20 protein-coding genes, 1 tRNA gene, 1 pseudogene and 1 riboswitch are annotated in these 25,877 nt (G+C 74.1%); of the genes and pseudogenes, 5 read left to right on the top strand and 17 right to left on the bottom strand.

What is annotated here, in order from left to right; translation table 11 throughout:
• Window positions 1-146 precede the first annotated feature (146 nt).
• The 3 genes from A6F73_RS20870 to A6F73_RS20860 form a co-directional block, all read right to left on the bottom strand.
• Complete coding sequence (locus tag A6F73_RS20870; RefSeq protein WP_063349194.1) at window positions 147-1,754, bottom strand: cellulose binding domain-containing protein; 1,608 nt, start codon at window positions 1,752-1,754, stop codon at window positions 147-149.
• Between the two features lie 266 nt (window positions 1,755-2,020).
• Window positions 2,021-3,436, bottom strand: coding sequence for a HAMP domain-containing sensor histidine kinase (locus A6F73_RS20865; RefSeq protein ID WP_063351370.1), 1,416 nt, complete (start codon window positions 3,434-3,436; stop codon window positions 2,021-2,023).
• A 17-nt stretch (window positions 3,437-3,453) separates the two neighbouring features.
• Complete coding sequence (locus tag A6F73_RS20860; protein ID WP_063349193.1) at window positions 3,454-4,158, bottom strand: response regulator transcription factor; 705 nt, start codon at window positions 4,156-4,158, stop codon at window positions 3,454-3,456.
• 133 nt (window positions 4,159-4,291) lie between these two features.
• Between A6F73_RS20860 and A6F73_RS41570 the strand changes: the two genes are divergently transcribed.
• Window positions 4,292-4,864: a hypothetical protein gene (locus A6F73_RS41570; protein WP_063349192.1), complete on the top strand. Its 573-nt coding sequence runs from the start codon at window positions 4,292-4,294 to the stop codon at window positions 4,862-4,864.
• Between the two features lie 7 nt (window positions 4,865-4,871).
• Here the strand turns inward: A6F73_RS41570 and A6F73_RS20850 are convergent, their stop codons facing one another.
• Window positions 4,872-5,402 carry a VOC family protein gene (locus A6F73_RS20850; protein ID WP_063349191.1) on the bottom strand — a complete coding sequence of 177 codons (531 nt, stop codon included), beginning with the start codon at window positions 5,400-5,402 and terminating at the stop codon, window positions 4,872-4,874.
• A 203-nt stretch (window positions 5,403-5,605) separates the two neighbouring features.
• Here A6F73_RS20850 and A6F73_RS20845 point away from each other — a divergent pair, with 203 nt between their 5' ends.
• Window positions 5,606-6,166 carry an Lrp/AsnC family transcriptional regulator gene (locus tag A6F73_RS20845; protein ID WP_244293448.1) on the top strand — a complete coding sequence of 187 codons (561 nt, stop codon included), beginning with the start codon at window positions 5,606-5,608 and terminating at the stop codon, window positions 6,164-6,166.
• Window positions 6,167-6,200: 34 nt separating this feature from the next.
• On the opposite strand, the gene A6F73_RS20840 is transcribed toward A6F73_RS20845, so the two are convergent.
• The 3 genes from A6F73_RS20840 to A6F73_RS20830 all read right to left on the bottom strand — a co-directional run bounded on the left by A6F73_RS20840 (window position 6,201) and on the right by A6F73_RS20830 (window position 9,919).
• Window positions 6,201-7,007 (bottom strand): S16 family serine protease, encoded by an 807-nt coding sequence (locus A6F73_RS20840; protein ID WP_244293447.1) that lies wholly within the window; start codon window positions 7,005-7,007, stop codon window positions 6,201-6,203.
• Between the two features lie 35 nt (window positions 7,008-7,042).
• A complete protein-coding gene (locus tag A6F73_RS20835) occupies window positions 7,043-7,693 on the bottom strand; it encodes a helix-turn-helix domain-containing protein (RefSeq protein ID WP_063349190.1) in 651 nt (216 codons plus the stop codon).
• A gap of 393 nt (window positions 7,694-8,086) precedes the next feature.
• Window positions 8,087-9,919: a DEAD/DEAH box helicase gene (locus A6F73_RS20830; protein ID WP_063349189.1), complete on the bottom strand. Its 1,833-nt coding sequence runs from the start codon at window positions 9,917-9,919 to the stop codon at window positions 8,087-8,089.
• Window positions 9,920-10,229: 310 nt separating this feature from the next.
• Here A6F73_RS20830 and A6F73_RS20825 point away from each other — a divergent pair, with 310 nt between their 5' ends.
• Window positions 10,230-10,676, top strand: coding sequence for an SsgA family sporulation/cell division regulator (locus tag A6F73_RS20825; protein ID WP_063349188.1), 447 nt, complete (start codon window positions 10,230-10,232; stop codon window positions 10,674-10,676).
• Window positions 10,677-10,750: 74 nt separating this feature from the next.
• Here the strand turns inward: A6F73_RS20825 and A6F73_RS20820 are convergent, their stop codons facing one another.
• Genes A6F73_RS20820 through A6F73_RS20810 form a run of 3 tightly spaced genes read right to left on the bottom strand, consistent with a single transcriptional unit; the run spans window position 10,751 to window position 15,245 of the window.
• Window positions 10,751-13,291 (bottom strand): phosphatidylglycerol lysyltransferase domain-containing protein, encoded by a 2,541-nt coding sequence (locus A6F73_RS20820; RefSeq protein ID WP_079135850.1) that lies wholly within the window; start codon window positions 13,289-13,291, stop codon window positions 10,751-10,753.
• Window positions 13,288-14,604: an alpha/beta hydrolase-fold protein gene (locus A6F73_RS20815; RefSeq protein ID WP_063349187.1), complete on the bottom strand. Its 1,317-nt coding sequence runs from the start codon at window positions 14,602-14,604 to the stop codon at window positions 13,288-13,290. Before A6F73_RS20815 ends, A6F73_RS20820 begins: the two co-directional genes overlap by 4 nt.
• Window positions 14,601-15,245: a class F sortase gene (locus A6F73_RS20810; RefSeq protein ID WP_063349186.1), complete on the bottom strand. Its 645-nt coding sequence runs from the start codon at window positions 15,243-15,245 to the stop codon at window positions 14,601-14,603. The genes A6F73_RS20815 and A6F73_RS20810 overlap by 4 nt, the downstream gene beginning before the upstream one ends.
• A gap of 404 nt (window positions 15,246-15,649) precedes the next feature.
• On the opposite strand from A6F73_RS20810, the gene A6F73_RS20805 reads away from it, so the two are divergent.
• Entirely contained in the window at window positions 15,650-16,930 is a 1,281-nt protein-coding gene (locus tag A6F73_RS20805; protein ID WP_063349185.1) for a hypothetical protein, read from the top strand.
• A gap of 3 nt (window positions 16,931-16,933) precedes the next feature.
• Here the strand turns inward: A6F73_RS20805 and A6F73_RS20800 are convergent, their stop codons facing one another.
• Window positions 16,934-18,391 (bottom strand): MFS transporter, encoded by a 1,458-nt coding sequence (locus tag A6F73_RS20800; RefSeq protein WP_063349184.1) that lies wholly within the window; start codon window positions 18,389-18,391, stop codon window positions 16,934-16,936.
• Window positions 18,392-18,497: 106 nt separating this feature from the next.
• A complete protein-coding gene (locus tag A6F73_RS20795; protein WP_063349183.1) occupies window positions 18,498-18,812 on the bottom strand; it encodes an SMR family transporter in 315 nt (104 codons plus the stop codon).
• Window positions 18,813-18,855: 43 nt separating this feature from the next.
• A riboswitch (guanidine-III (ykkC-III) riboswitch) is annotated at window positions 18,856-18,922 on the bottom strand.
• An 85-nt stretch (window positions 18,923-19,007) separates the two neighbouring features.
• Between A6F73_RS20795 and A6F73_RS20790 the strand changes: the two genes are divergently transcribed.
• Window positions 19,008-19,079 (top strand) — tRNA-Cys (locus A6F73_RS20790).
• Window positions 19,080-19,175: 96 nt separating this feature from the next.
• On the opposite strand, the gene A6F73_RS20785 is transcribed toward A6F73_RS20790, so the two are convergent.
• From A6F73_RS20785 to A6F73_RS20765, 5 genes and pseudogenes are all read right to left on the bottom strand, one after another.
• Window positions 19,176-21,503: a xanthine dehydrogenase family protein molybdopterin-binding subunit gene (locus A6F73_RS20785; protein ID WP_079135849.1), complete on the bottom strand. Its 2,328-nt coding sequence runs from the start codon at window positions 21,501-21,503 to the stop codon at window positions 19,176-19,178.
• A 635-nt stretch (window positions 21,504-22,138) separates the two neighbouring features.
• Window positions 22,139-22,585 (bottom strand): annotated as a pseudogene (locus A6F73_RS43250) ((2Fe-2S)-binding protein); the annotation flags it as partial.
• Window positions 22,586-22,662: 77 nt separating this feature from the next.
• Window positions 22,663-23,529, bottom strand: coding sequence for an FAD binding domain-containing protein (locus A6F73_RS42535; RefSeq protein ID WP_063351365.1), 867 nt, complete (start codon window positions 23,527-23,529; stop codon window positions 22,663-22,665).
• 310 nt (window positions 23,530-23,839) lie between these two features.
• A complete protein-coding gene (locus tag A6F73_RS20770; protein ID WP_063349182.1) occupies window positions 23,840-25,450 on the bottom strand; it encodes a beta-N-acetylhexosaminidase in 1,611 nt (536 codons plus the stop codon).
• Between the two features lie 129 nt (window positions 25,451-25,579).
• A complete protein-coding gene (locus tag A6F73_RS20765; protein ID WP_063349181.1) occupies window positions 25,580-25,864 on the bottom strand; it encodes a DUF3039 domain-containing protein in 285 nt (94 codons plus the stop codon).
• Window positions 25,865-25,877 lie beyond the last annotated feature (13 nt).

The following is a 25,877-nucleotide window of genomic DNA, read 5'->3' as shown; positions in this document are numbered from 1 at the left end:
ATACCGGATGCGGGCCAGCCGGGCCTGGGCACGGATGATCACGCAGGGTGACGAATGGGCCCCGACCGGCCGTACTCCGTTGCGGGCGGAGCACGGACGGCCGGGGCCACCGGGGGGAAGGCTCAGAGCCTCAGCGGTCCCGCAGCTCAGCCGGTGTAGGCGCCGAGGGCCCGGGTGAAGTCCAGCGGCTGCTGGACGATGCTGCTGCAGCTGGCATCGGCGTAGGCCTTGGCCCCGCCGTCGCAGGCCTTGTCGCGGGTGCCGGACCACATCGCCAGCCAGGCGAGGTGCCTGGACGCCGCGAAGTCGGCGAGCTGCTTGGCGTCGGCGACGGTGAAGACCTCGCTGGCGACGTCGTTGACGCCGATCATCGGGGTGACGGCGACCTTGCGCCAGGCGGCCGCGTCGTCCAGTCCGAGCACGCTCTTGACCTGGGCCTGGGTGGCGGTGGCCGCGGCGATCGCGTACTTGCCCATCTGGCCCTGCGGGTTCGGGGCGACGCCGTCGCCGAAGTCCATGGCCATGATGTTGACCGCGCCGATCGCGACGCCGTTGTTCTTGGCGTCGGCGACCAGGTTGACGCCCTCCTGGGTCAGGCCGGAGGGCAGCGCGGGCAGCGTGAAGGAGACGTCGAGCGCCTTGCCCTGGGCGGCGGCGTTCTTCTGCAGCTGGGCGATGGCCTGGGCGCGGCGGGTGTTGGCGGCGGTGTTGGCGATCGCGCCGCCCTCGACGTCGAAGTCGAGCCTGGTCAGACCGTAGGCGTCGACGGTCTTCTGGTAGGCGGCGGCCAGGTCGGCGGTGGAGCCGCAGGCGAGGGCCAGCTCGCTGCCGTTGGCGCCGCCGAAGGAGACCCGGACGTCGCCGCCGATCGCCCGCAGGGCGCCGATCTGGGCGGCCACCGCGTCGGCGGACAGATCGCTGACGCCGCCCCACTTGGGCTGGCAGCCGCCGCCGGACACCACGAAGGCGAGGGTGTAGTTCTTGACCCCGGTGGCCTTGGCGGTGGCGACCAGGTCGTACGGCGGGTAGAGCGAGGTGTCGACGTACGGGGCGAAGCCGGCCCCGGCACCGGCCGGGGGTGCGGGCACACCGGTCGCCGTGGGGGTGGCGGTCGGGGTGCGGGTCGGCGTCGGGGTGGTCGGCTTCGCGGTGGCCGTCGCCGTGGGGGCCGGGGTGCCGGTCCCGGTCCGGGTCGGCACGGGAGTGGTCGGCACGGGGCCGGTCGACACCGGACTGGTCGGCGCGGTGGTGGGCGTCGCCGTCGCGGTCGGGCGGCCCGAGGGGGTGGGCACGGTGCCGTCGCCGGCCTTGCAGGAGGTGTTGTTGACCAGGCAGTTGCCGGGCTCGGCCTGCGCGGCGCCGGCGCCCTGGGCGACGAAGCCGACCACCACGCTCTTGCCGGGCTCCAGCCGCTTGCTCCACGCCTCCGGCTTGACGGTGACGTGCTGGCCGGCGGCGGTGAAGGTGGCGTTCCAGAGCGAGTCGATCTTCGCCCCGGCCGGGAGGTCGAAGCTGAGCGTCCAGTCCTCGATCGGGCCGCTGTCCGGGTTGGTGACCAGGTACTGGCCGGTGTAGCCGGAGTCCCAGCTGCTGGTCCGGCTGTAGACGGCGCCGAGCGAGGCGGCGCTGGCCGAGGAGGCGAGGACGACGACACCGCCCGCGACCAGGGCGGCGGCGACCGCCGAGGCCCCGACGATCGCGCCCTTGCGGCTGCGCCTGCGGCGGCCTGGGCGGCGGTTGGGCTGGGTGGTCATGGCGCGTTACCTCCGGGGTGCCGTCGGTCGGCCGCGGTCCGGGCGCGGGTGCGTGCGGACGTCCGGGCGGCCGGCCCGGCTCGGTCGGGTGACCGGCGCGACCGACGCTAGCGGCGGCCGGGGGGCCGAACCGGCGGGCTGAGCGAGGGGAAGAACTCCCTTAGGACGCGCTTAAGGAAGATCCCGAAGCTGGCGGGGAGTCAGGCGCGCACGAAGACCGGCCACCACGGTTCCCCCGGGCGCCGAGGAAGAGACCGAGGAAGCGGTCACTTCTGGAACAGCGCGCCCCGGCTGCGCCGCCGCCCCGCCCGCGCGGGGGTGCCGTCCGGGCGGGTCCGCAGCCGCAGCCGGATCTCGGCGCCGCCGAGCACGGCGGAGCGGCCGAGCGCCAGGTCGCCGCCGGTGGACTCGGCGAGTTTGCGGACGATGTCGAGGCCTAGCCCGGTGGAGCCCTCGCCGCCGTGGCCCTCGCCGCGCTTGAGGGCGGCGGCCGGGTCGCTGAAGCCGGGGCCGGCATCGCCGACCAGGACGATCACCGAGGTCTCGGTGGCGAGCACGTCCACCGAGAAGGCGGTGCCGACGGCGGTGTGCCGGAAGACGTTGCCGAGCAGCGCGTCGACGGTGGCGGCCAGGTCGGCGCGCTGGACCGGGACGGGCGTCGCCCGGTCGGCGCCGGCCAGTTGCCAGCGGCGCCCCTCGTCCTCGGCCAGCGCGGACCAGAAGCCGACCCGTTCGCGGACCACCTCGGCGACGTCGCAGCCGACCGCGACGGCGGGCACGTCCTCGGGGTCGCGGCGGGCCGAGCGGATGATCTGGTCGACCTCGCGCTCCAGTTGGGAGACCGCGTGCCGGGTGGCGTCGGCGGCGTCGCCCTCGCCGAGCGAGGCGGCGTTGAGCCGCAGCACGGTCAGCGGGGTGCGCAGCCGGTGGGACAGGTCGGCGGCCAGTTCCCGTTCGGCGGCGAGGAGTTGGACCACCCGGTCGGCCATGGTGTTGAACGCGTGGGCGGCTTCGCGCAGTTCCTCGGGGCTGCCGGCGGCCTGCTTGCCGTCCACGGGGACCCGTACGGCGAGGTTGCCGGCGCCGAGCGAGCGGGCGGCGCCGGCGAGCCGCCGGGCGGAGGCCACGATCCGGCCGCCCATCCGGTCGGCGACCAGGACCGAGATGGCGACCAGGCCGAGCGCGACGCCCGAGAGCACCAGCCAGGCGGTGGAGACGCCCCGGGTGAGGTCGCCGTCGGCGACGAACACCTCGACCACGGCGGTGCGCCCGGTGTCCACCGCGACCGGCTGGAGCAGCGCGTAGCCGCCGGGCACCTCGACGGTGAAGGAGCGGCCCTGGCCGCCGGCGGTGGACACGTCGCCGGCGGCGGCCCGGGCCTCGCCGATGGTGGGCCCGCCGGGGCCGCCCGCGCCGGGGAGTGCGTCCGGGGCGGCCGGGGCGGGCAGGTGGACCGCCATCCGGCCCAGCCCGCCGGCGTCGGTGCTGGCCAGGGCGCGGTCGATGGCGATCTGGTCGGTGGTGATGGCGAGGGCCGGGCCGAGCGCGGCGGCCTGCCGCTCGGCGGCGGTGAAGGCGTGGTCCCGGGCGGTCTGCTGGACCATCAGGCCGAGCGGGATGAGGAAGGCCAGCGCGACCATGGTGGTCCCGGCGACGGCGGCCTTGATCAGGGCCCAGCGCAGCGAGCGCCCGAACCTCCTCATGTCTGGTGCTCCGCCAGTCCCCCGGCGGCCTCCAGCCGGACCCCGACTCCGCGGACGGTGTGCAGGTAGCGGGGGCTGGAGGCGGTCTCGCCGAGCTTGCGGCGCAGCCAGGACAGGTGGACGTCGATGGTCTGGTCGCCGCCGTAGGTCTGCTGCCAGACCTCGGCCAGGATCTCCTTGCGCGGCACCACCACGCCGGGGCGCCCGGCCAGGAAGGCCAGCAGGTCGAACTCACGGCGGGTCAGGTCGAGCAGCCGCCCGTCCAGCGAGGCCTCGCGGCGCTGGAGGTCGATGGCGAGGCCGCCGACCCGCAGGACCTGGGCGACGGGGGCGGCGCCGCCGCCGAGCCGGCGCAGCACGGCGGCCATCCGGGCGCTGAGGTGTTCCCCGGAGAAAGGTTTCACCAGATAGTCGTCGGCGCCGTCGTTGAGCAGCCGGACGATCTCGGCCTCGTCGTCACGGGCGGTCGAGATGATCACCGGCACATTGGTCAGGCCCCGGATCATCTTGAGCGCCTCGCTGCCGTCCAGGTCCGGCAGGCCCAGGTCGAGGATCACCAGGTCACAGCCGACCTGGGCGACCTCCCGCAGCGCCTCAAGTGCCGTGCCCACGCTGCGGACCGCATGACCGGTGTCGGTCAGGTGCCGGATGAGGGCGGATCGTACGAAGGGGTCGTCCTCGACCACGAGCACTGTTGCCATGGCCCTGCACGGTACGCCATCGACGGGCAGTGGTCTGTACCTCGGGGTGGCCTCCGGACATTGTGCAACTCCCCTGACTAATAACGGGGCTGCCCGGCTGCACAGGCCCGGAATACGGCAGGATGAGCGGACGATGCGGAACGGACTGGTACAGCTCGGCGCCTGGGCGGCGGCCACCGGGGCGGCGGTGGCGCTGTCCTGGCTCGGCGTGCACGCGGTGCTGACCGGCGCCGCGTTCGAGCAGCCCACGGCCCTGCCGCTGCCCTCGCCGAGGGCCGACGGCACGCCGCACACCGCGACCGTCACCCCCGAGCAGCCGCGGTCGGCCACCCAGACCGGGGCCCCGGCACCACCACCGGCCTCCCCGACGGCCGCCACGACGACGACGCGCGGGCCGGCCCCCGCCACCACCCTCTCCGCCGCCTCCCCGCCGGCCACCCGCCGCCCCACCCCCGCCACCACCACGGCGACGTCCTCCGTGACGTCCTCCGTGAAGAGCTACCCGGTGCCGGGCGGCAAGGTCGCCCTGGACATCCGACCCGACAAGGCCTCGCTGGTCTCCGCCACCCCCGACCCGGGCTGGCAGATGCAGGTGTGGAACGGCGACCAGTGGATGCGGGTGGACTTCACCAAGGGCGAGCAGGCCAACTCGGTCTTCGTCTACTGGAACGGCCACCCGCCGGTGGTCGAGACGGCCATCCGCTGAGCCCCCCTCACCAGGTCTCGAACGGCAGGTACCCCGGCAGGTACGGCCCGGCGTAGCCGGACCGGTCGACCAGGGTGTGCCTGGTCCCGCCCGGCACCCCGATCGTCGCGAGCACCACCGTGCCGAAGCGGTCCCGCGCCTCGTACGGCTCGGCCAGCGACAGGGCGCCCCGGTCCACCGCGTAGTCGTACGCGTAGAAGACGTCCGGCACGCTCACCGCGAGGTCCAGCACCCCGTCCCCGTGCCGGGCGAGGTGCGCGGCCAGCTCCCGGCCGCGCGGGCCGATCACCTGGACCAGCGAGGTGAGCACGATCCTGGTCCCGGGCGCGTCCAGCACGTACGAGACCGTCTCCGGCTCCCCGGTCTCCGGCCCGGCGTACGCGGTACAGCGCAGCCCGAGCGCGGCGGTGTAGCGGCGGGCGGCCCGCTCGGCGTCGCCGACCGCGAAGACCACCGCGTCGGCGCGGCCCATCGGGAGGGGGGCGGACTCTCCAAGCCCTGCGGCGAGCAGGACGGGTTCGGCGGCGGTGTCGGTCATGACGGCCCTCCCGGTAGGCGTGCGGACCACGGCGGGTGCGACCGTGCGCCGGTGTGGGGCCCGGCGCACGGCGTTGTGGCTGGAGGGTGGCGCCGAGCCGACCGGCGCGCAACTGTTCCGTTTCCTCCTGGTCAAGCTGTGCGCCGGGGCGGGAGAATCGGCGGCGCCGCTGTACACACTGCCCACCGGAGGACGGAGCCGCGATGCCCCACGCCCAGTCCCCGAGCTCCCCCGGCTCGCCCAACTCCCCCGCTCCGCCGGGCGCTTCGGCCGCCCCCGGGACAGGCGGCGGGAACGACTCGATCGACACACTGGACGGCCGGCTGATCCGGCTGCTCGCCGAGGAGCCCCGGATCGGGGTGCTGGAGTGCTCGCGCCGGCTCCAGGTCGCCCGGGGCACCGTGCAGGCCCGGCTGGACCGGTTGCAGGCCAAGGGGGTGATCGGCGGCTTCGGCCCGGAGGTCGACCCGGCGGCGCTCGGCTACCCGGTGACGGCCTTCGCCACCCTGGAGATCTCCCAGGGCCAGGGCGCCGACGTCCGGGCGCACCTGGCGAGCGTGCCGGAGGTGCTGGAACTGCACACCATCACCGGGGCCGGGGACATGATGGTGCGGATCGTGGCCCGCTCCAACGCCGATCTGCAACGGGTGATCGACCGGGTGGTGGGCTTCGACGGGATCGTCCGGTCGGCCACCGCGATCGCGCTGGAGAACCCGGTGCCGTACCGCATCCTGCCGCTGGTGGACCAGGCCGCCGCCGAGTAGGGCCCGCGCCCGGCGGCAGCGGCCTGCGCCCCGGTCAGCAACTGGGGACGCTGCCGCCGCTCTTCAGCGCCTCCAGTGCCGAGACCGCCTCGCCGAGCGTGCCGACCGGCACCAGGCGCAGCGCCTTGGGCGTGTTGACCTTGGCGTCCGTGCACTCGTCCTTGGGCAGCAGGAACACCGTCGCGCCGTCCCGGGCGGCCGCCTGGGTCTTGAGCGGGACGCCGCCGACCGCGCCGACGACGCCCTGGTCGTCGATGGTGCCGGTGCCCGCGATCGTGAGCCCGCCGGTGAGGTCGCCGCCCTTGCCGTCGCCGGCGAGCTTGTCGATGATGCCCAGCGCCAGCATCTGCCCGGCGCTCGGGCCGCCGACGTCACCCAGGTCGACCTTCACCTTGACCTGGTCCGGCGAGAGGTGGAGGTAGCCGAGCGCGGCGGCGGTGGCACTGTTCTGCGACTCGGCCATCTGCTGGGCGGTCTGCTCCTCGGCCTTGGCCGGGTTGCCCGGCTGGTAGACCGTGTCGGTCGGGCGCACCGCCTCGTCCTGGTCGAACCAGGCCTGGAGCGCGCGCCAGAAGGTGGTCTTCTCGCCCGGGTTGGTGGCCGAGATGGTGACCATCCGCAGCTCGCCCTCGGTGGTGCGCAGCGGCGCCCCGGTCACGGTGAGGACCGGCTTGTCCTTGTACGTGCCGAGGGTGTCTGCGGTCAGGCCCGGCCAGGTCAGCGTGTACGGCAGCGGGACGAAGGCGGCCACGCCGAACAGCGCGGCGACCAGCACCCCGCAGAGCGTGAGCGCGCGGGTCCGCGGGGAGGTGAGGGCCTTGGGCAGCTTGGTGTCGGACACAAGGGGAATCCAAACACACCGGGGCCCGTGCCGGCCTACCGCAGCGCGTCGGCCACCTCGGTCGCCGCCTCCACCACCCGGGGGCCGACCCGCTCGGGGACCATCCCGTTCAGCATCACCACGCCGACGCTGCCCTCGATGCCGCTCAGTCCGATCAGCGCGGCGGCCGCGCCGCAGGCCCCGGACTGCTCCTCCGCACGGGTGATGACGAAGCCCTGCTCCGGCCGGCGCTGGCTGGGGAAGGTGCGCGCCTCCAGGATGGCCCGGCCGGCGGCGCTCTCGCCGAGCGGGTGGCGCAGCCCGGTGCGGTAGGCGACGTGGAAGTCGGTCCAGCTCGGCTCGACCACGGCGACGGCCAGCGCCTCGTTGCCGTCCACCAGGGTGAGGTGGGCGGTGGCGCCGAGGTCCTCGGCCAGGCTGCGCAGGGCCGGCAGCGCGGCCTCGCGCAGCAGCGGGTGCACCCGGTGGGCCAGGCGCAGGACGCCCAGGCCGACCCGGGCGCGGCCGCCGATGTCCCGGCGGACCAGGCCGTGCTGTTCCAGGGTGGCCAGCAGCCGGTAGACGACGGTGCGGTTGACGGCCAGTCGGGCGGCCAGCTCGGTGACGGTGAGCCCGCGCTCGGAGTCGGCGAGGAGTTTGAGGACCCGGACGCCACGGTCCAGGGTCTGGGAGGTCTCGGCAGTCACGACGGGCATCCTTTCCGCGGCGCTCGCGGGGGCAGGCGGCGCCGGACCGGGTTCGGTGTCGCGCGCAGGTGGGGTGGCCGCGCTCGGACCGCTCGCGGTGTCGTCCTTGACGTGCGTGCGGTCCTGCGGCGCCCGTCCTGTGGGGGTTGCCCGGTGGAAGAGCGTGGGGGAAAGGTAGTGAAGGAAATGTCGTGACGGAAGTGGTTGTCCAAAATTCGGGCGTGATCGTTCTCAACAGCGCGACGGAACCGGGACAAATGCCCGCATTTCTCCGGGCCCGTCAGCGCGCGGGTCCGGCCGCGCTCCGGAGTCCGGACACACGGGAGCGGGGCGGCCGGCCCGCGGCCGCGCGCCGTGCCGTTCCCGCGACCGATTCCGCGACCGATTCCGCGGCTACTTCGCCCACTCGCGGATCTTGGCGATCCGCGCCTTCAGCTGGTTGGCGGTGGCCTGCGCGGTCAGCGGGCCGCCGCACTGGCGGCGCAGCTCGTTGTGGACGGTGCCGTGCGGCTGGTCGGTGCGGTGGTGCCAGGCCGCCACCAGCGCGTTCAGCTCCTTGCGCAGCTCCCGGAGTTCCTGGTGGGTGACGACCGGCCGCTGTTCGGCCGGCAGCTCCAGCAGGTCGGCCTCCTCGGCGGGCTTGCCCTTGCTGCGCTGGATCTGCCGGTGCTGGCGCTTCTGCAGCAGCATCTGCACCTGGTCCGGCTCCAGCAGGCCCGGGATGCCGAGGTAGTCGTCCTCCTCCTCGCTCCCCGGGTGGGCCTGCATGCCGAACTCCATGGAGTTGTACAGCACCCGGTCGAAGACCGCGTCGGAGCCGATCGCCTCGTAGGAGAACTCGTCGCCGCCCGCGCCGTCCGGCCCGTCGTTGGCCCGCTCGGCCTCGGCGAGCAGCCGGTCCTCCTCGTCGAAGAGGCCCTCGCCCTCCTTCTTCGGCCGGTCCAGCACGTGGTCGCGCTGGACCTCCATCTCGTTGGCGAAGCCGAGCAGCGTCGGGATGGTCGGCAGGAACACCGAGGCGGTCTCGCCGCGCTTGCGGGCTCGTACGAAGCGGCCGACGGCCTGGGCGAAGAACAGCGGGGTGGAGATCGAGGTGGCGTACACCCCGACGCACAGCCGGGGCACGTCGACGCCTTCGGACACCATCCGGACCGCGACCATCCAGCGCGAGTCCCCGGCCGCGTAGTCGGAGATCCGCTGGGAGGCCTCGGTCTCGTCGGAGAGCACGACGGTGGCCTTCTCGCCGGAGATCTCGCGCAGGATCTTGGCGTAGGCGCGCGCGGTGTTCTGGTCGGTGGCGATGACCAGCCCGCCGGCGTCCGGGATCGCCTTGCGGACCTCGGACAGCCGCCGGTCGGCGGCCTGCAGCACGGACGGGATCCACTCGCCCTGCGGGGCCAGCGCGGTGCGCCAGGCCTGGGCGATCAGGTCCTTGGTCATCGGCTCGCCGAGCCGGGCCTCCAGCTCGTCACCGGACTTGGTGCGCCAGCGCATGTTGCCGCTGTAGCTGAGGAAGATCACCGGGCGGACGACGTGGTCGGCGAGCGCGTGCCCGTAGCCGTAGGTGTAGTCGGCGACGGACTTGCGGATGCCGTCGCCGCCGGCCTCGTACTGGACGAAGGGGATCGGGTTGGTGTCGGAGCGGAACGGCGTCCCGGTCAGCGCCAGGCGGCGGGTGGCCGGCTCGAAGGCCTCGAAGCAGGCCTCGCCCCAGGACTTGGAGTCGCCGGCGTGGTGGATCTCGTCCATGATCACGAGAGTCTTGCGCGCCTCGGTCCGGTTGCGGTGCAGCATCGGGTTGACCCCGACGCCCGCGTAGGTGACCACGATGCCGTGGTAGTCCCGGGAGAGCGGGCCGGAGGAGTAGGCCGGGTCGAGCCGGATGCCTATCCGTGCGGCGGCCTCGGCCCACTGCTTCTTCAGGTGCTCGGTCGGCGCGACGACGGTCACCTGCTGCACCAGGTGGTTGTGCAGCAGGTACGAGGCCAGGGTGAGCGCGAAGGTGGTCTTACCGGCGCCCGGGGTGGCGACCGCGAGGAAGTCGCGCGGCTGCGTCTCGATGTACCTGTCCAGCGCGCCCTGCTGCCAGGCCCGCAGCTTGCCCGCGGTGCCCCAGGGGGCGCGGCCGGGGAAGGCCGGCGAGAGGTGGTGCGAGGCGGCGGACGCGGCGGGTCCGGCACCCCGGGCGGGCGCCTGCGGCTCCGACACGTCGGAGAACAGCGGCATCGAGGAGGCGGCGGCAGTACTCACGGTCTCCGAGGGGGGATCATCGCAGGTCAGGGGCGGTTTCTCAGCCCCGCCCCGCGGAAGGGCGGCGATCGGACAACCCGCCCAGCGTACCGGCCCGGCGCCGTCGGGGCGGCCAGGCGAGGCTCCGCGCCGGGCCCGGGCGGCCGGAAATCGACGTGACCCGGATCACATCCGATCGGTTCCGAAACCGAGTAATCACGGCCGGTCCCGGGACTCTCACCAGGGTGAGGCCGCCCCAACCCTCCCCCTTGTCGACCGGCCTCACACCGACCCGAAGGGACTCGCCGTGCACACCGCCGCCGAAGAGACCGTCCAGGCCCGTCTGATCCTCTCGCTCCACCGCTCCGTCCGGCTGCGGGTGGTCCTGAGCTACCTGCCGGAGGACCCGCTCGCCGTCCGGATGGCCTTCCCCGCCGAGTTCTCGCTGGACGAACCGGCGGACGGCGGCGCGGGCCCGGGCGCGGACGGCGCCGACGACATCGTCTGGGTCTTCGCCCGCCAGCTGCTCTCGGCCGGCCTGGAGCTGCCGGCCGGCGTCGGCGACGTCCACGTCCGGCCCGCGGTCGGCCGGCGCACCATGGTCGAACTGCGGGCGCCGGAGGGCACCGCGCTGCTCCAGTTCGACACCACCGACCTGCGCCGCTTCCTGTGGCGCAGCCGGCTGCTCGTCCCCGAGGGCGAGGAGCACCTGCACCTGGACGCCGACCGCGCGCTCGCCGAACTGCTCGGCTGAGCGGCGCGCGGGGCCGGCGTCCGGGGGCGCCACCGCGCTTCCGGCCGTCACCCGGGTCCGGGGCCCGGGGCGCCTCAGCCCGACAGCCTGCGCATCAGCCGGACGCCCTGCGCCGGCGTCAGGTGCGGCAGGTAGGCCTTGCCGATCGCCCGGGTGATGCTCGGCAGCGCGGCGGGGTCGGGGTAGGCCATGTACATCGGCCGGTACTCCGGCTGGAACTTCGACTTGAACGCGAGCAGCGAGCGGAAGCCGTACACCGGCTCCAGCACCCGTCCCATCCAGTCCAGCATCCGCTGCAGGCCGGAGGGCTCCTCGTCCTGCCCGGAGCGGGCCAGCGGCGCGCCGGACAGCGACAGGAAGCGCGCGCCCTCCTCCTTGAAGCCCAGCGCGGCCGAGGCGATCAGGAACTCGTTGACGCCGCGGAAGCCGTCCGAGCGCCGGCGCATGAAGTCCAGCGTCCAGCCGACCGGCACGCCGTTCTCGTACACCGGCATCCAGCTGGTCAGCCCGTGCACGACGCGCTGCTCGTCCACCGCGATCAGCACCCGTACGTCCGGGTCGTCCAGCTCCTCCAGTCCGCCGAGCGTGAAGCCCATCTCGGGCAGGCCCTTCTCGGAGACCCACTCCTCGGAGATCGCCCGGATCTGGTCCCGCAGCGCGCGCGGCGCCTCGTGGTGGGACCACCACTCGGCGGTGATGCCCTGCTTGCCGGCCTTGTTCAGCGCGGTCCGGATGTCCTGCCACTTGCGGCCGGTGAAGGCCAGCTCGGGCAGCGCCACCACGGTGTCCTCGGCGACCTGCACCGAGCGCCAGCCGAGCTGCGCGGTGGCCTCCCGGGTCTGCGGGGAGACGCTGTAGAAGCACGGGGTCCAGCCGCGCTGGTCGCAGAACCGGGCGAACCCGGCCACCGCCCGGGCCCGGGCCTCCGGCGCGCCGAACGGGTCGCCGGTGGTCAGCGCCACCGTGTTGTGCACCCGGTAGGCGACGGCCGCCCGGCCCTCCTCGTCGAACCAGTAGTGGTTGCCGTCCCAGGTGGTGATGAAGGACAGCGTCCCGCCGCCGTACGCGGTGAGCAGCGCCCTGGCCCGGGCGGCCGCCTCCGCGTCGGTGTGCAGCACCGGCCGGCGGAAGGCCAGCAGCAGCGCGGTCAGCGCGACCACCCAGAAGGCCAGCCCGCAGTACGTCTCCAGGAACAGCGCCACCGGGCCGACCGCGATCGGGTAGTCCGGCAGCAGGTCGTTGTAGGCGGGCGGCAGGAACTGCGCGGGCAGCCCGTGCAGCAGCCGGCGGATGTTCGCCCCCGGCTCGAACTGGTCGGCCGCGAGGCGCCCGAGCCCCACGTACGCGGCCGAGGCCGCCAGGGCGGCGCCGCCGAGCAGCGCGCCCAGCCGCAGCACCGCCCGGCCGGCCAGCCGCAGCCGGAAGCGCTGCCGGGTGGCCAGCAGCAGGCCGAGGGTGAGCAGCGGCAGCAGCAGCGCCTCGACGAAGTACTGGACCACGTCGCCGCTGACCGGGCCGGAGTCGAGGTACAGCCAGCCCAGCAGCGCCGCCCAGAGCAGCTCGGTGGCGACGGTGATCCGCCAGGCGAGCCGCAGCCCCCGGCGCAGCCCCTCGGCCAGGACCAGCAGCAGCGCCGGGAACAGCGCGGCCATCAGCCGGCCCGGGGTGTCGAAGATCCGCTCGACGGCGTGCGCGCGGGCGCAGTCGTGCGCCGACAGCGCGCAGAAGTCGGCCACCTCCTCCGGGCTGAGCCGGTGCGAGAAGTACAGCTCGGAGAAGGTGTTGAACGGCCCGCTGGCGTTGTCGTACAGCGAGGCGATCAGCGGCCCGAGGGCGGCGGCGACCAGGCAGAGCGCCACCAGCACCCGGGTCTCGGAGTGCGAGGAGCGGTGGGTGCGCAGGTGCAGCCCGCCCCGGGCGAGCAGCGCGCCGGCGCCCAGCCCGACGAACGCGGCGGCGCACCGCTGGACGCTCTGCAGGTGGCCCACGTAGAGCGTCATGACCAGCGGGGCGAGCAGCACCAGCAGGTGCAGCCGGCGGCGCCAGAGCACGGTGAGCCGGTAGCCGAGCACCCCGGCCAGCGCGAACAGGCCGACGCCGGGGCCGACCGAGGTCTGGTCGGCCACCGAGACGGTCCACTGCTCGCCGACCCGGGAGCCGACCGCGATCAGCCCGGTGCCGAGCAGGGTGCCCGCCAGCTGCCCGCCGACCAGTACCGCGAGCGTGCGCAGCCACCCGAGCCGGTGCTCGGCGGCCGGGCCGACCAGGACCAGCAGCAGGCTGGTGAAGACGTACGAGCCCAGGCCGGAGCACCAGAACAGCGAGGTGAACGGCGTCCACCAGTGGCCCTCGGCGAGCGTGGGCACGCCGACGCCGACCCGGTCGAGCAGCCGCTCGGACGGCCCGTGGGCCAGGCTGCCGGTGGCCGCGCCGAGCGCCCAGAGCCCGGCCAGCAGCACCAGGGTGAGCGGCGCCGAGCGCAGCCACACGCCGAACGTCCGGGTGGCCCGCCAGGCCCGCTGCGGGCGCGGCTCCGGCGTTCCGGCGACCGGCGCGCGGTCCGACGGCCACTCCTGTTCCTTGGCCGGCGCGGGGGCCGCGGGGAGCCGGATCACCGGATCAGTCCGGTCTGCTGGGAGAGCCAGGTCAGATTCTGTTCGAAGGCCTGGCGGAACACGACCCAGCTGTGCCAGCCGGGGATGGTCTGGTAGCCGACCTTCATTCCGGCCGCCTGTGCCGCCGCATAGGCCTTCTCCTGCATGGGTCGGAAGTCCGGGTCGTTGGCGCCGACCACGAACATGCCTGCGGTGTCGGGGAACTTCTGCCGGGCCATGACGTGCACCGGGTCGACGGCGTCGAACGCGGCCTCGTCACCGCCGAAGGCCTTGTCGACGGTCTCGCCGCGGTCGCCCAGGGTCGGCTCGTCCTGGCCGGAGATGTCCAGGAAGGTGCCGTAGACCCCGGGTGCGTTGACGGCCAGCTGGAGCGAGCAGGTGCCGCCGAGCGAGAGCCCGCCGATGGCGAAGGCGCCCCGGCCGGTGGCGGTCTGCAGGTTGTGGTGGATCCAGTCCGGGACGTCGGTGGCCAGGTAGGTGTGCGCCTTGGCGATCCGGGAGTCCATGCAGAGCGTGTTGGTGAACGGGCTGCCGGTGGGGTCGGCGACCACCACGATCGGGGCCAGGCCCTGGTGGTCGGCGGCGAAGGCGTCCAGGGTCTCCTGGATGGCCCCGGAGGTGATCCAGTCCACCGGGGCGCCGGGCTGGCCGGGCAGCAGCACCACGACGGGCAGCAGCGGCCGGGGATTGGCCTGGTAGGCGGGCGGCAGGTAGACGTACCCGTCGCGGGCCGTGAAGCCGGACTTGGCGCCGGGGATGGTCACGGTGGAGAGGGTGCCCTTCGCGGGCAGGCCGGGCGGCGCGTGCCAGAGCTCCTCGACGGGCTTGCCGGGCGAGGCGGCGACGGTGCTGGCCACCTTGCCCGTGGTCAGCGCCTGGATCTCGGGCACCAGCATGGCCCGGGCGGTCGGGTACTGGTCGAAGCCCCGGTTGACCTGCGAGGCGGCCATCAGCAGCACCAGGACGGCGGCTCCGGTCGCCAGCAGCCGCCGGCGGACGGCGAGCAGCGGCGCGCGGAAGCAGACCAGGGATATCGCGAACAGCGCGACGGCTATCCAGCGCAGGACGAAGTCCGGTGTGCCCTCCGGGAAGGGGTGCCACCAGCCGTCGACGCCGAGCTTCACCAGGGCGGTGAGCGTTCCGGCCAGCATCAGGGCGCCGAAGAGGCGCGGGGCCCGCCAGCGTTCGTGGCGGGAGAACGCGAGCAGGACCAGCGACCCCCAGCCCGCGGCGAGCACGGCGTACGGGATCGGGCCGTGGGTGAGCGGCCAGTCGATCGGGTTCCAGCGGGTGGCGAGGGTCAGCGTGGTCATGCGGCTTTGCCCGGCCGGGTGGTGTCGGCCAGGAAGCCGTAGGCGACGACGTTGCCCTCGTAGCCGTGCTCGGCGCTGTACGCGCCGCCGCAGGTGATGACCCGCAGCTGAGCGTCGGCGGCCTGGCGGTAGACCCGGTCGTCCGGGAAGTCCTTTCGGTCGTGCACTTCGATGGCGTACAGCTGGTAGACGGCGACGGCGCCGTCCGCGCGGGCGATCTCGATCCGGTCTCCGCGCCGGAGCGCCCCCAGGTTGTAGAAGACGGCCGGGCCGGCCTTGTTGTCGACGTGCCCGGCCAGGATGGCGGTGCCGCGCTGCCCGGGGCTGGCCCCGCCGCGGTACCAGCCCGCCAGGTTGCGGTCCGCCTCGGGCGGGGCCTGGAGGTGGCCGTCGGGGTCGAGGCCGAGCGCGGTGACCGGGGCGTCCAGCCGGACGGCCGGGATGCGGATGCGGGTGGGGTCGGACGGGCCCAGTGGCGGGGCGACGGAGACCGGGGCGAAGCCGGACAGCGTCTGCGTGCTGCCGGGGGCGGGCGGCAGCGCGCCCTGCCCCCCGTCGTGCAGCAGCCAGGCGCCGAGTACCAGCGCGGCACCGGCCGCCAGGGTGCCCGGCCACGGGCTCCTGCTCTGCTGGACGCCCACGGGCGCTCCCCTCTACCGACGGATTCCCGATCCTGGGAGTTTCCTGGGAAACAATTCAATCGGATCGGACCTTAAAGCACGTCCACACGATGGGCGTAATGACACCCCCCGTTCGGCAGGGCAATCGCCCGAATCCGTGCGCCCAGTGGGCACCCGGTGACGGAACGCGACGGCCGTTTCCCAGGTGACGGCGCCACCGGAACGCCTCGGTACGAGCTTCGACGGCGCGGGGGGCCTGTCCGGTTGCGTCAATCGGGCGATCGATGACGACCTCGGGTGGCGCCTCGTCGACCGATCGGGCCCAGCTGGCATGCTGACCCGGTCACGGGTTCTATCACCCCACTTGTCCGACCGGATTTCCGCACGCCTGTACGCCTGCCGAACGCCTCATGAACGGAGTGACCATGGCCGCTCTCTCCCGCCGCACCCTGCTGGCCGCCGGTGCGGCCTCCGCCGCCACCCTGGCGACCGGCTGTGGAAACAACAGCGCCGACAAGCCGATGATCGGCTCGGCCGTCCCCCCCACCGGCGCGGCCGTCGACGAGAGTGCCGGCCCCACGGACACCGCCGAGCCGCAGGCCGTCCTGATCGGCGACGGCTCCACCTCCGACACCGGGGCCCAGCCCCACCAGCCCACCCCCGAGCGGCTCAAGGCCGGCGAGAGGCCGCCGCAGTTCGTGGTCTTCTCCTGGGACGGCGCCGGCGAACTCGACAACGGCCTGTTCGCCCGCTTCCGCCGGCTGGCGCAGGAGCACAACGCCTCGATGACCTTCTTCCTCAGCGGCCTCTACCTGCTGCCCGAGTCCAAGAAGGACCTCTACCGCCCCCCGCAACACAAGGTCGGCGCCTCCGAGATCGGCTACCTCACCGACCAGCACATCCACGACACCCTGGAGAACGTGCACGCGGCCTGGCTGGAGGGCCACGAGATCGGCACCCACTTCAACGGCCACTTCTGCGGCTCCACCGGCGTCGGCAAGTGGTCCCCGGAGGAGTGGGACAGCGAGATCCAGCAGGCCATGGACTTCGTGACGAACTGGCGCACCAACACCGGCTTCACCGACCTGCCGGCGCTGCCCTTCGACTACCACAGGGAGCTGATCGGCAGCCGCACCCCCTGCCTGGAGGGCCAGCGCAACCTGCTGCCCACCGCGGTCAAGCGCGGCTGGCGCTACGACAGCAGCGGCAACGGCACCCAGGTGTGGCCGCAGAAGATCCAGGGCGGCGCGCTCTGGGACCTCCCGCTGCAGTCCATCCCCTTCCCCGGGCACACCTTCCAGGTGCTGTCGATGGACTACAACATCATGTACAACCAGTGCGGCCCCAACACCAAGGCCGACCCGGCGCTCTACCCGGGCTTCCAGGCCCAGGCCCGCGACTCCTACCTGCTGGGCTTCGACCGCACCTACAACGGCAACCGGGCGCCCTACGTCATCGGCAACCACTTCGAGGAGTGGAACGGCGGCATCTACATGAACGCCGTCGAGGACGTGCTCCGGACCATCGCGGACAAGCCGGAGGTCCGGCTGGTCTCGTTCCGCCAACTGGTGGACTGGCTGGACGCCCAGGACCCGGCGGTGCTGCGCAAGCTCCAGGGCCTCGCCCCGGGCCAGGCGCCGACCGGCGGCTGGGAGGCCTTCCTCGGCACCCCCGGGGCACCGCCGGTGCCCGCCGCCGCCGGCTGACCCTCAGGACCTGGTCCGGACCCGGCCGGAGAGCAGCGCCCCCAGCAGCGCCACGCCGGCCATGGCCAGCAGGATCACCGCGAACGCCACGGGCGACCCGGCGGCACCGGACGAGCCGGCGGCCCCGGCACCCTCGTGGGCGGCGGCGAGCGAGCCGCCGCCCAGCACCGCGAACATCACCCCCGCCAGGCCCGTCAGCAGGACGTTGCCCAGCGCGTCGCTCATCTGCAGGGCCGCCGAGTTCACCCCGGCGTCCTCCGGCGCGGAGAGCTTCATCATCAGCACGCTGACGCTCGCGACCGTCAGTCCCATCCCGATGCCGCCGATACCCCAGGCCACCGCCGCCACCCAGGCCGGCACCGCCGGGACCAGCACCAGCGCGGCGCCCGCGATCGCCACCGCGGTCAGTACGAACCCGCCCCGGATCATCGCCTCGCGGTAGCGCTCCGCCCCCGGCCGCCCCTGCAGCCAGGAGCCCAGCGCCCAGGTGAGCCCGCCGCTGGTCAGGGTGAGCCCCGACATCGTCGGCGAGAGGCCGCGCTCGGTGGTCATCATCAGCGGGACGAAGGCCTCGGCCCCGAGGAACGCCCCGGCCGCCAGTCCGCGCAGCAGGATCACCGCCGGCAGCCCCCGACCGGCCCGCAGGGTCCGCTCGGGCAACAGCCCCAGGACGGCCGGCACCAGCAGCGCCGCCCCGACGGTCCCGGGGAGCAGCCCGATCAGGTCGTGCCGCCCGCCCGCGTACTGCAGCAGGCCGGCACCGAGCGCCGCCATCGCGGCCAGCAGGGTGCGCCGGCGGTCGAACTCCGCGCCCCTGGCCACCGGGTGCTCCCGCTCGGAGCGGGTCAGCGCGGGGCCCATCACGGCCAGCGGCAGCAGGATCAGCACCGGCACGGCCAGGAACACCCAGCGCCAGCCGAGGTGCTGGGTGATCGCGCCGGAGACCAGCGGCCCGATGATCGAGGGCAGCACCCAGGCCGAGGAGAAGGCCGCGAACACCGCCGGCCGCAGCCGCTCCGGGTAGGCCCGGCCGACCACCACGTACAGCGCGACGATCACCAGCCCGCCGCCCAGGCCCTGGACCGCCCGCCCGGCCACGAACACCCACATGCCCGGCGCCGTCCCGGCCACCACCAGGCCCACGCCGAACACCGCGATGCCGGTGAACAGCGGCTGCAACGGCCCGCGCCGGTCGCACCACTGCCCGGAGACGACCAGCGCGAACAGCGTGGTGGTGAAGTAGCCGGAGAAGGCGAAGGCGTACAGCCCGATGCCGTTCAGCTGGCGGGCCGCGGTCGGCATCGCGGTGTTGACGGCGGTCGCCTCGAAGGCGATCACCAGGACCACCGACACGATCCCCAGCGTCAGAGCGCGGTAGCGGCCACTGAGGACCCCGCCACCGGGGTCGGGTTCGGAGGGTATCGAGGCGGAGTCGACCGAGGTGGGGGAGGCAGTGGTCATACGTAACATCGTAAGGGCCGTCTGGCTTCATGACCCCTGACCCGAGTCGGTGATCAGCTAGTCCGCAGGGCTTAGGACCAGGGTCAGGGGGAAGCTCAGGCGGCGGTCAGTGGAGCACCTTCAGGCCGACCACGCCGGAGACGATGAGCAGCAGGCAACCGATCCGGGCCGCCGTCACCGCGTCCCCCAGGACGGCCATGCCGTAGAGCGCGGTGCCGACCGCGCCGATGCCGACCCAGACCGCGTAGCCGGTGCCGATCGGAATGGTGCGCATCGCGTACGCCAGCCCGCCCATGCTCAGCAGCAGGGTCACACCGAAGACGAGGCTGGGGGTGAGCCGGGAAAAGCCCTTGGACGACTCCAGGGCCACCGCCCACACGGTCTCCAGGACACCCGAGATGATCAGAACGAGCCATGCCATGACGGCCTACCTCCGCAGTCCACAGCGGCCGGATTGCCGCTGAACTGCGCCGTCTTGTCGTCACCGGGTACGACGCGCTCGTCCGGGGCGGCCGGGCAACCGACCACCTGGTTCCGACCGTAGCACAAGCCGCCATACAGAATTTACATTCCACCGTTGACGGCCCCCCGCGCATTCCGCCACTATGAATTCACTGGCCGTGTGCCCGAGTGGCTTAGGGAACCGTCTGCAAAGCGGTGTACACGGGTTCGATTCCCGTCATGGCCTCGCCGGAAATGGAATTGCCGGTCGACATTCCGTCGACCGGCAATTCCTGTTTCCGCCATTTCCGGGGCGGTCGGCCGACACCGCCGCCCCCGCCCGTCAGACCGCGACCGCGTCCTCCGGCCGGATCGGCAGCCGGCCGACCGGCAGACCGGTGGCCGCCCGGACGGCGGCGGCCACGGCCGCCGGGGCGACCACCGCGGGGGCGGCGCTGACCGCCTTGGCCCCGAAGGTGGCGACCACGTCCCGCTCCTCCAGCAGGGCGGCGATCCGCACCTGCGGGGTGTCCAGCGCGGTGGGCAGCCGGTAGCCGGTGAGCGAGGGGTTCAGCAGCACGCCGCCCTCGGTGCGCAGGTCCTCCAGCAGCGCCAGGCCGACGCCCTGGGCCACGCCCGCCTCGATCCGGTCCTCGATCTGCCGCGGGTTCAGCGCCCGGCCGACGTCCTGGGCGACCGTCATCTCGACCACCCGGACGGCGCCCAGCTCGATGTCCACGTCCACCACCGCGCGCATCGCGCAGAACGCGATCGACACGAAGGCGTCGCCCTGCCCGGACTCGTCCAGCGGCTCGGTGGGGTGCGGGCGGCACTGGGCCGTCGCCCAGAGCTCCTTGCCCTCCAGCGCCTCGGCGACCGGCATGCCGAGCACCCCGTCGTACGAGGTGATCTTGCCGTCGGCGATCTGCAGCAGTTCCACCGACATCCCGAAGTTGGCGGCGATCGGCTGCAGCAGCTGGTGGCGGACCATCAGCGCGGCGCGCTCGACGGCGCCGCCGGAGACCCAGGTGTGCCGGCCGCGGGCGGAGGGACCGGCGATGGACTGGTCGCTGTCGGCCGGCGCGATGTACACCTCGCTGACGCCCAGCACGGTCTGCACGATCTGCCGGGCCAGCGTGGCGAAGCCCTGTCCGGAGTCGACGGCCGCGCAGATCACCGTGGCGTGGTCGCCGCTGACCCGCACGGTGGCGGTGGAGACCTCGTCCTCGCCCTCGGCGCCGAGCATGTGCACCATGCCGACGGCGTAGCCGATCCCGCGCCGCACCGCCGCCGGGTCGCCGGCGCCACCGGGCCCGCCCGGCAGCAGCCACTCGGCGTCCGGGTCGTCCACCGGCAGGGCCGGCAGCGGCTCGGCCGCGACGGCCTCCAGCAGCGCGCCGACCGGCGCCGGGCAGGTGACTGCCTGTCCGGTGGGCATCGGGTCGCCGGTGGCCATCGCGTTGCGGCGGCGGATCTCCACCGGGTCCACGCCGATCCGGGCGGCCAGCTGGTCCAGCTGCGACTCGTAGGCGAAGCAGGCCTGCAACGCGCCCTCGCCGCGCATCCGCCCGGCCGGCGGGTTGTTGGTGCGCACCGCCCAGGCGTCCACGAAGACGTTCGGGCAGACGTACGGGCCGACCGAGAACGCGGTGGCGGCGGCCAGCGCCTCGGCGGAGACGTCCGCGTACGCGCCGCCGTCCAGCAGGATCTGCGCCTCGACCTTCACCAGGGTGCCCTCGGCGTCGGCGTGGTGGCGGTAGCGCAGCAGCGCGGGGTGGCGCGAGGGGTGGGTGTGGAAGGACTCCTCGCGGGTGAGGGTCATCTTCACCGGGCGGCCGGTGCGCAGCGCCAGCAGCGCCAGGGTGACCTGGAAGGAGAGGTCCTCGCGGTCGGTGGTGGCCCCGGGCACGCCGGTGACCACCAGCCGGACCCGGTCGGGCTCCAGACCGAGGCAGGCGGCGGTGCGGTCGCGGTCGCCGTGCGGGTCGGTGGAGGACAGGTGCAGTTCGACGCCGCCGTCCGGACGCGGCACGGCCAGCCCGGCCTCGGCGCCGAGCGGGGCCGGGTCCTGACGGCCGACCTGGTAGAGGCCCTCGATGATGATCTCGCCGGCCGCGTCCGGATCCCCGGTGCGCAGCGGCAGGTGGCGGAACAGGTTGCCGTCCGGGTGCAGCGACGGGGCGGTGAAGGCCTGCTCGGGGTCGGTGACGGCCTCCAGCGGCTCGTAGTCGACCGCGATCAGACCGACCGCCAGCCGGGCGGTGTCCGGGTGGTCGGCGGCCACCGCGGCGATCGGCTCGCCGTGGTGGCGCACCACGCCCGCGGCCAGCACCGGCCGGTCGGCGACGATCGGCCCGGCCGGGGCGCCGTCCGGGGTGCCGTCCGGACCGGGCGGCAGGTCGGCGGCGGTGACCACGGCGTGCACGCCGGGCAGCGCCAGCGCGGCCGCGGTGTCGATGCCCCTGATCCGGGCGTGCGGGTGCGGCGAGCGCAGTACCGCGCCCCAGAGCAGCCCCTCGGCCCACAGGTCGGCCGCGTACGGGTAGATGCCGAGCGCCTTGGGCAGCGCGTCGCTGCGCAGCGGTGAGCTGCCCAGGCCGAACGGCTCCGGTGCGCCGCCCTCGCCGCCGTCCTGCTGGAGTGCTGCGCCGATGTCGGTAGGCGACGTCATGATGCGTGGTCGTCCTCGGGGAGCCGGATGCCGTGGGCGGGGGTGGCGCCGTACGGGACGCCGGCCGGGGCGGTGCCACCGGCCGGAGCGCCGTGCGGGGGCGTGGCGACGTAGGGCGTGCCGTGCGGGGGCGTGCCGTCGAAGGCGGCCCCGGGCAGCGGCGTGCCGTGCGCGGGGGTGGGTTCGTAGACCGGGGCGTCGTACCCGGCGTCGTAGCCGTTCTGCTGCGGGTAGCCGCCGGGCACGTAGGTGCCGTGGGCGGGGGTGCCCTGGTACGGCTGCTCGGGGTAGCCCTGCGGCGGGTAGTACACCTGGTCGTCGGCGGTCTGGGCGGGGATGCCCTGGACCGGCGTCAGGACGGCGGTGTCGTACACGCCGGTGTCGTAGCCGCCCTGGCCGTCGCCGTACGGCTGGTCGGCGCCGGCCGGGGGCTGCTCGGCAGGCGGCTGCGGGACGTGCTCGATCCAGGCGTCGGCGTCGGCGTAGACCGGCGGTTCGGCGGCCTGCTGCGGTCCGGCGGCCGCTTCCCCGGCGGGCTGGTCGGCGGGCTGGTCGGTGGCCGGTGAGGCTGCCTGGGCGGCGGTCGCGGCGGCCGTCTCCTCCGCCTCCTCGACGTCCTCGGCGCGCGCGTCGGCGATGCTCTGGACGGCGGCCAGCACGCCGCGGTAGCCGGTGCAGCGGCAGAGGTTGCCGCAGAGCGCCTGGCGGGCCTCGACCTCGGTCGGGCGGTGGTTGCGCTGGAGCAGGTCGTGCACCGCCATCGCCATGCCGGGGGTGCAGTAGCCGCACTGCACCGCGCCGGACTCGGCCAGCGCCTGCTGGACGTCGCTCGCGCCGCCGGCGGCCGACAGGCCCTCGACGGTGTTGATCTCGCTGTCGGCGGCCAGCGCGGCGGGCACCAGGCAGCCGGCCACCAGCTGGCCGTCCACCTGCACCGAGCAGGCCCCGCACTCGCCCTGCTCGCAGCCGTCCTTGGCGCCGGCCAGGCCGAGCCGCTCGCGCAGCACGTAGAGCAGGCTCTCGCCGATCCAGGCGTCGGTGACGGGCCGTTCGAAACCGTTGACCCGCAAGGTGTACGAGGCGCACGGGCGCAGCTCGCGGCTGACCTGCGGGGTGAGGCCGAGCGGGTCGGCGTCGAGGGTCTCGATGGGGTCTGTGGTCACTTCAGCGCCCTTCCCAGTGCCCGTCGGGCCAGCACCGATACGGTACGCCGCAGCCGAACGGCGGCCGCGCTCGGCCCCTCGGTCGCGGCCTCCCAGGCGCCTTCGGCGCCGTAGCTGTCGGGGACGCAGGCGGCGGCCACGTACTCGCCGAAGGCGGCGGTCGCGGCCGGGTCGATCTCCCGGCTGCCGTCCCAGTCGATGCAGCCGGCGACCCAGACCTCGGCCTCCAGCGGGCGCAGCGGCACGGGCGCGACGGCGCCGACCGCGCAGCGCACGGCGCGCCGGGCGGGGTCGAGGACCAGCGCGACGGAGGCGGTGGCGCGGGCCGGGCCGCTGCGGCCGGTGGCCTTGAGGAAGACCTGCGGGGCGTGCAGCAGCGGGACGCGCACCCAGGTGAGGAGTTCGCCGGGGCGCACCGGGTCGAGGCCGGTGAGCAGGTGACTGACCGGCACCTCGCGGCTGGCGCCGGCCCGGGCGAGGGTGACGCTGGCCTCCAGGGCGGTGAGCACCGGGAGGGTGTCGCCGGCCGGGGCGGCGGTGACGATGTTGCCGCCGAGGGTCCCGACGTTGCGGACCTGCGGCGGGCCGGCGGTGCGGGCGGCGTCCGCGAGCGCGGGGATGAGCGCGGCGAAGTCGGGACGGTCCATCCGGGCGTGGGTGAGTCCGGCGCCGAGGACGGCGGTGCCGCCGTCCTCGTAGCGCCAGCCGCGCAGTTCGGTGATCCGGCCGAGGCCGACCAGGGCGGCGGGGCGTAGCCGTCCGGCGTTGACGGCTTCCATCAGGTCGGTGGCGCCGGCCACCGGTACCGCGGCCGGGGTGGCGGCCAGCGCGTCGACGGCCTCGTCGAGGGAGGCCGGCAGCATGATCGTCCGGTTCACCTGGGTCCCACCGTGCTCCACTTGCTCATCGATCGGCTGCCGCCCGCGGCCTTCGGCCGTGGTGTCCGCGTCAGCAGCCCGGCCTGGCCCGTAGGGTACGGGCGATCGGGCCGGGTTGGGCAACTCTGGCACACAATGCTCGATGATCATTTCGGGGCAGGTGAACGGGACTGCCCGATTGGGACGGATACCGGGCGGTATCTGCCCAGGCCCGAACCGGACCTGGGCAGATGTTCATCTGTTCTTGACGTCAGATGACCACTCAGAAGTTCCCGCAAGGGCGAGTCCGTCGCGCTCAGCGCACCGGCGGCGGGCCCTCGATCGGCCGGCCGGCCACCCCGGGCCAGCGCTGCCAGGGGTGCGGGCCGTCCGCCGGGCGGTACTCCACGCCGAGCGCGTCCAGCACCTTCAGGTGCGCCTCCAGCCGGTGCTCGAAGCCGGCGTAGTCGCGCTCGGCCGGATCGGTGGGCAGGTCGGACCAGGCGACCTCGGCGAAGGCCACCAGCCGGGGGAAGGCCCGGTAGTCGATGTCCCGGGCGCTGTCCATGAACTCGCTCCACAGGTTGGCCTGGGTGCCGATCACGTGCCGGGCGGCCGTCTCGTCCAGTTGCCCGGGCACCGGCTCGAAGCGGTACACGTCCTCCAGCGTGCGCACGAAGCCGACCGGGATCGGCTCGTCCGGGCCGTCGGCCTGCCGGTGGTCGAAGTAGACGTGCTGCTCGGGGCACATCACCACGTCGTGCCCGGCCTTGGCCGCGGCGATCCCGCCGCCGAACCCGCGCCAGGAGGAGACGGCGGCGCCCGGGGCGAGCCCGCCCTCCAGGATCTCGTCCCAGCCGATCAGCCGGCGGCCGCGCTCGGCCAGCCAGCGGTCGAAGTGCCGGATCACGAAGCTCTGCAGCTCGTCCTCGTTGGCCAGGCCGAGCTCGCGGATCCGCGCCTGGGCGGCCGCGCTGTCCTTCCACTGCTCCTTGGGGCACTCGTCGCCGCCGAGGTGGATGAACTCGGACGGGAAGAGCTCCAGGACCTCCTCCAGCACGCCCTCGAAGAAGCGCAGGGTGTCCTCGGAGGCGTTGAGCACGTTGTGGCTGACGCCCCAGTCCGTCCAGACGCCGAGCGCCGCGGTGTCCACCACGTCGGTGTTCCCCAGCTCGGGGTAGGCCGCGACGGCGGCCTGGGTGTGCCCGGGCAGGTCGACCTCCGGGACGACGGTGACCCCGCGCGCGGCCGCGTAGGCGACGATCTCGCGCAGGTCGTCCTGGGTGTAGTAGCCGCCGTGCGGGCGGTCGTCACGGCGCTGGCCGGCCCGGTAGCCGACCATCGAGCGGTCCCGCCAGGCGCCGCGCTCGGTCAGGCCGGGGTAGCGCTTGATCTCCACCCGCCAGCCCTGGTCGTCGGTCAGGTGCAGGTGCAGCACGTTGAGCTTGTGCGCGGCCAGCAGGTCGACGAAGCGCAGCACGTCCGACTTGGGCAGGAAGTGCCGGGCGACGTCGAGCAGCGCGCCGCGCCAGCCGAACCGGGGGGCGTCCTCGATGTCCGCGCCGGGCAGCACCCAGCCGGTGCCGCGCAGCGGGGACCGGCGGAAGGCGTCCGGGCCGAGCAGCTGCCGCAGGGTCTGCGCGCCCCACAGCGCACCGGCCGGCCCGCCCGCGGCCATCAGGACGTGGCCGGGGCGCACCGTGATCCGGTACGCCTCGGCGGCCAGCGCGTCGTCCTGGACCAGTTCGATGCCCGTGCCCGGCCGGCCCGGGCCGAGCGGCAGCCCGGTGGCCGCGGTCAGCGTGGTTCGCAGCCACCGCTCGGCGTCGGCCAGCCCGGGCGGCGCGGTCAGCGTGGTGGCGTCGTCGAGGGGGAAGTCCTCGTCCGGGCGGCGGACGGCACTCGAAGGCACGGGAATGAGGTCCATTCCGACATCCTGCCCCCGCCCCGGACGACTGGCATAGACCACTTCGGAAACTCGGCACTATGCAAAACGGCACTGTGCACAACCACACCGTGCACAACGGCGCCGGGCACCGGCCCGCGGCGGCCGGTGCTACTTGCCGCCGTTGTTGTCGTCGCCGCCCTGCGGCTTGCCGATGCCGTCGTAGATCTCCTTGCACATCGGGCAGACCGGGTACTTCTTCGGGTCGCGCCCGGGCACCCAGACCTTGCCGCAGAGCGCCACCACGGGCGAGCCGGAGAGCGCGCTCTCCATGATCTTGTCCTTCTGGACGTAGTGCGCGAAGCGCTCGTGGTCGCCGTCCCCGTGGGACACCTGGGGGACTGGCTCGACCAGGGTGCCGGTGCCGAGGCCGCGCTCGGGCTCAAGAGTGCTCATAGGTGCCAAGTCT

It is taken from the genome of Streptomyces sp. MJM8645 (assembly GCF_001625365.1).
In the GTDB taxonomy this organism is placed as follows: Bacteria; Actinomycetota; Actinomycetes; order Streptomycetales; family Streptomycetaceae; genus Kitasatospora.
Note: the sequence above shows the minus strand (reverse complement) of the source record. Positions and strands in the feature narration are given on the sequence as shown.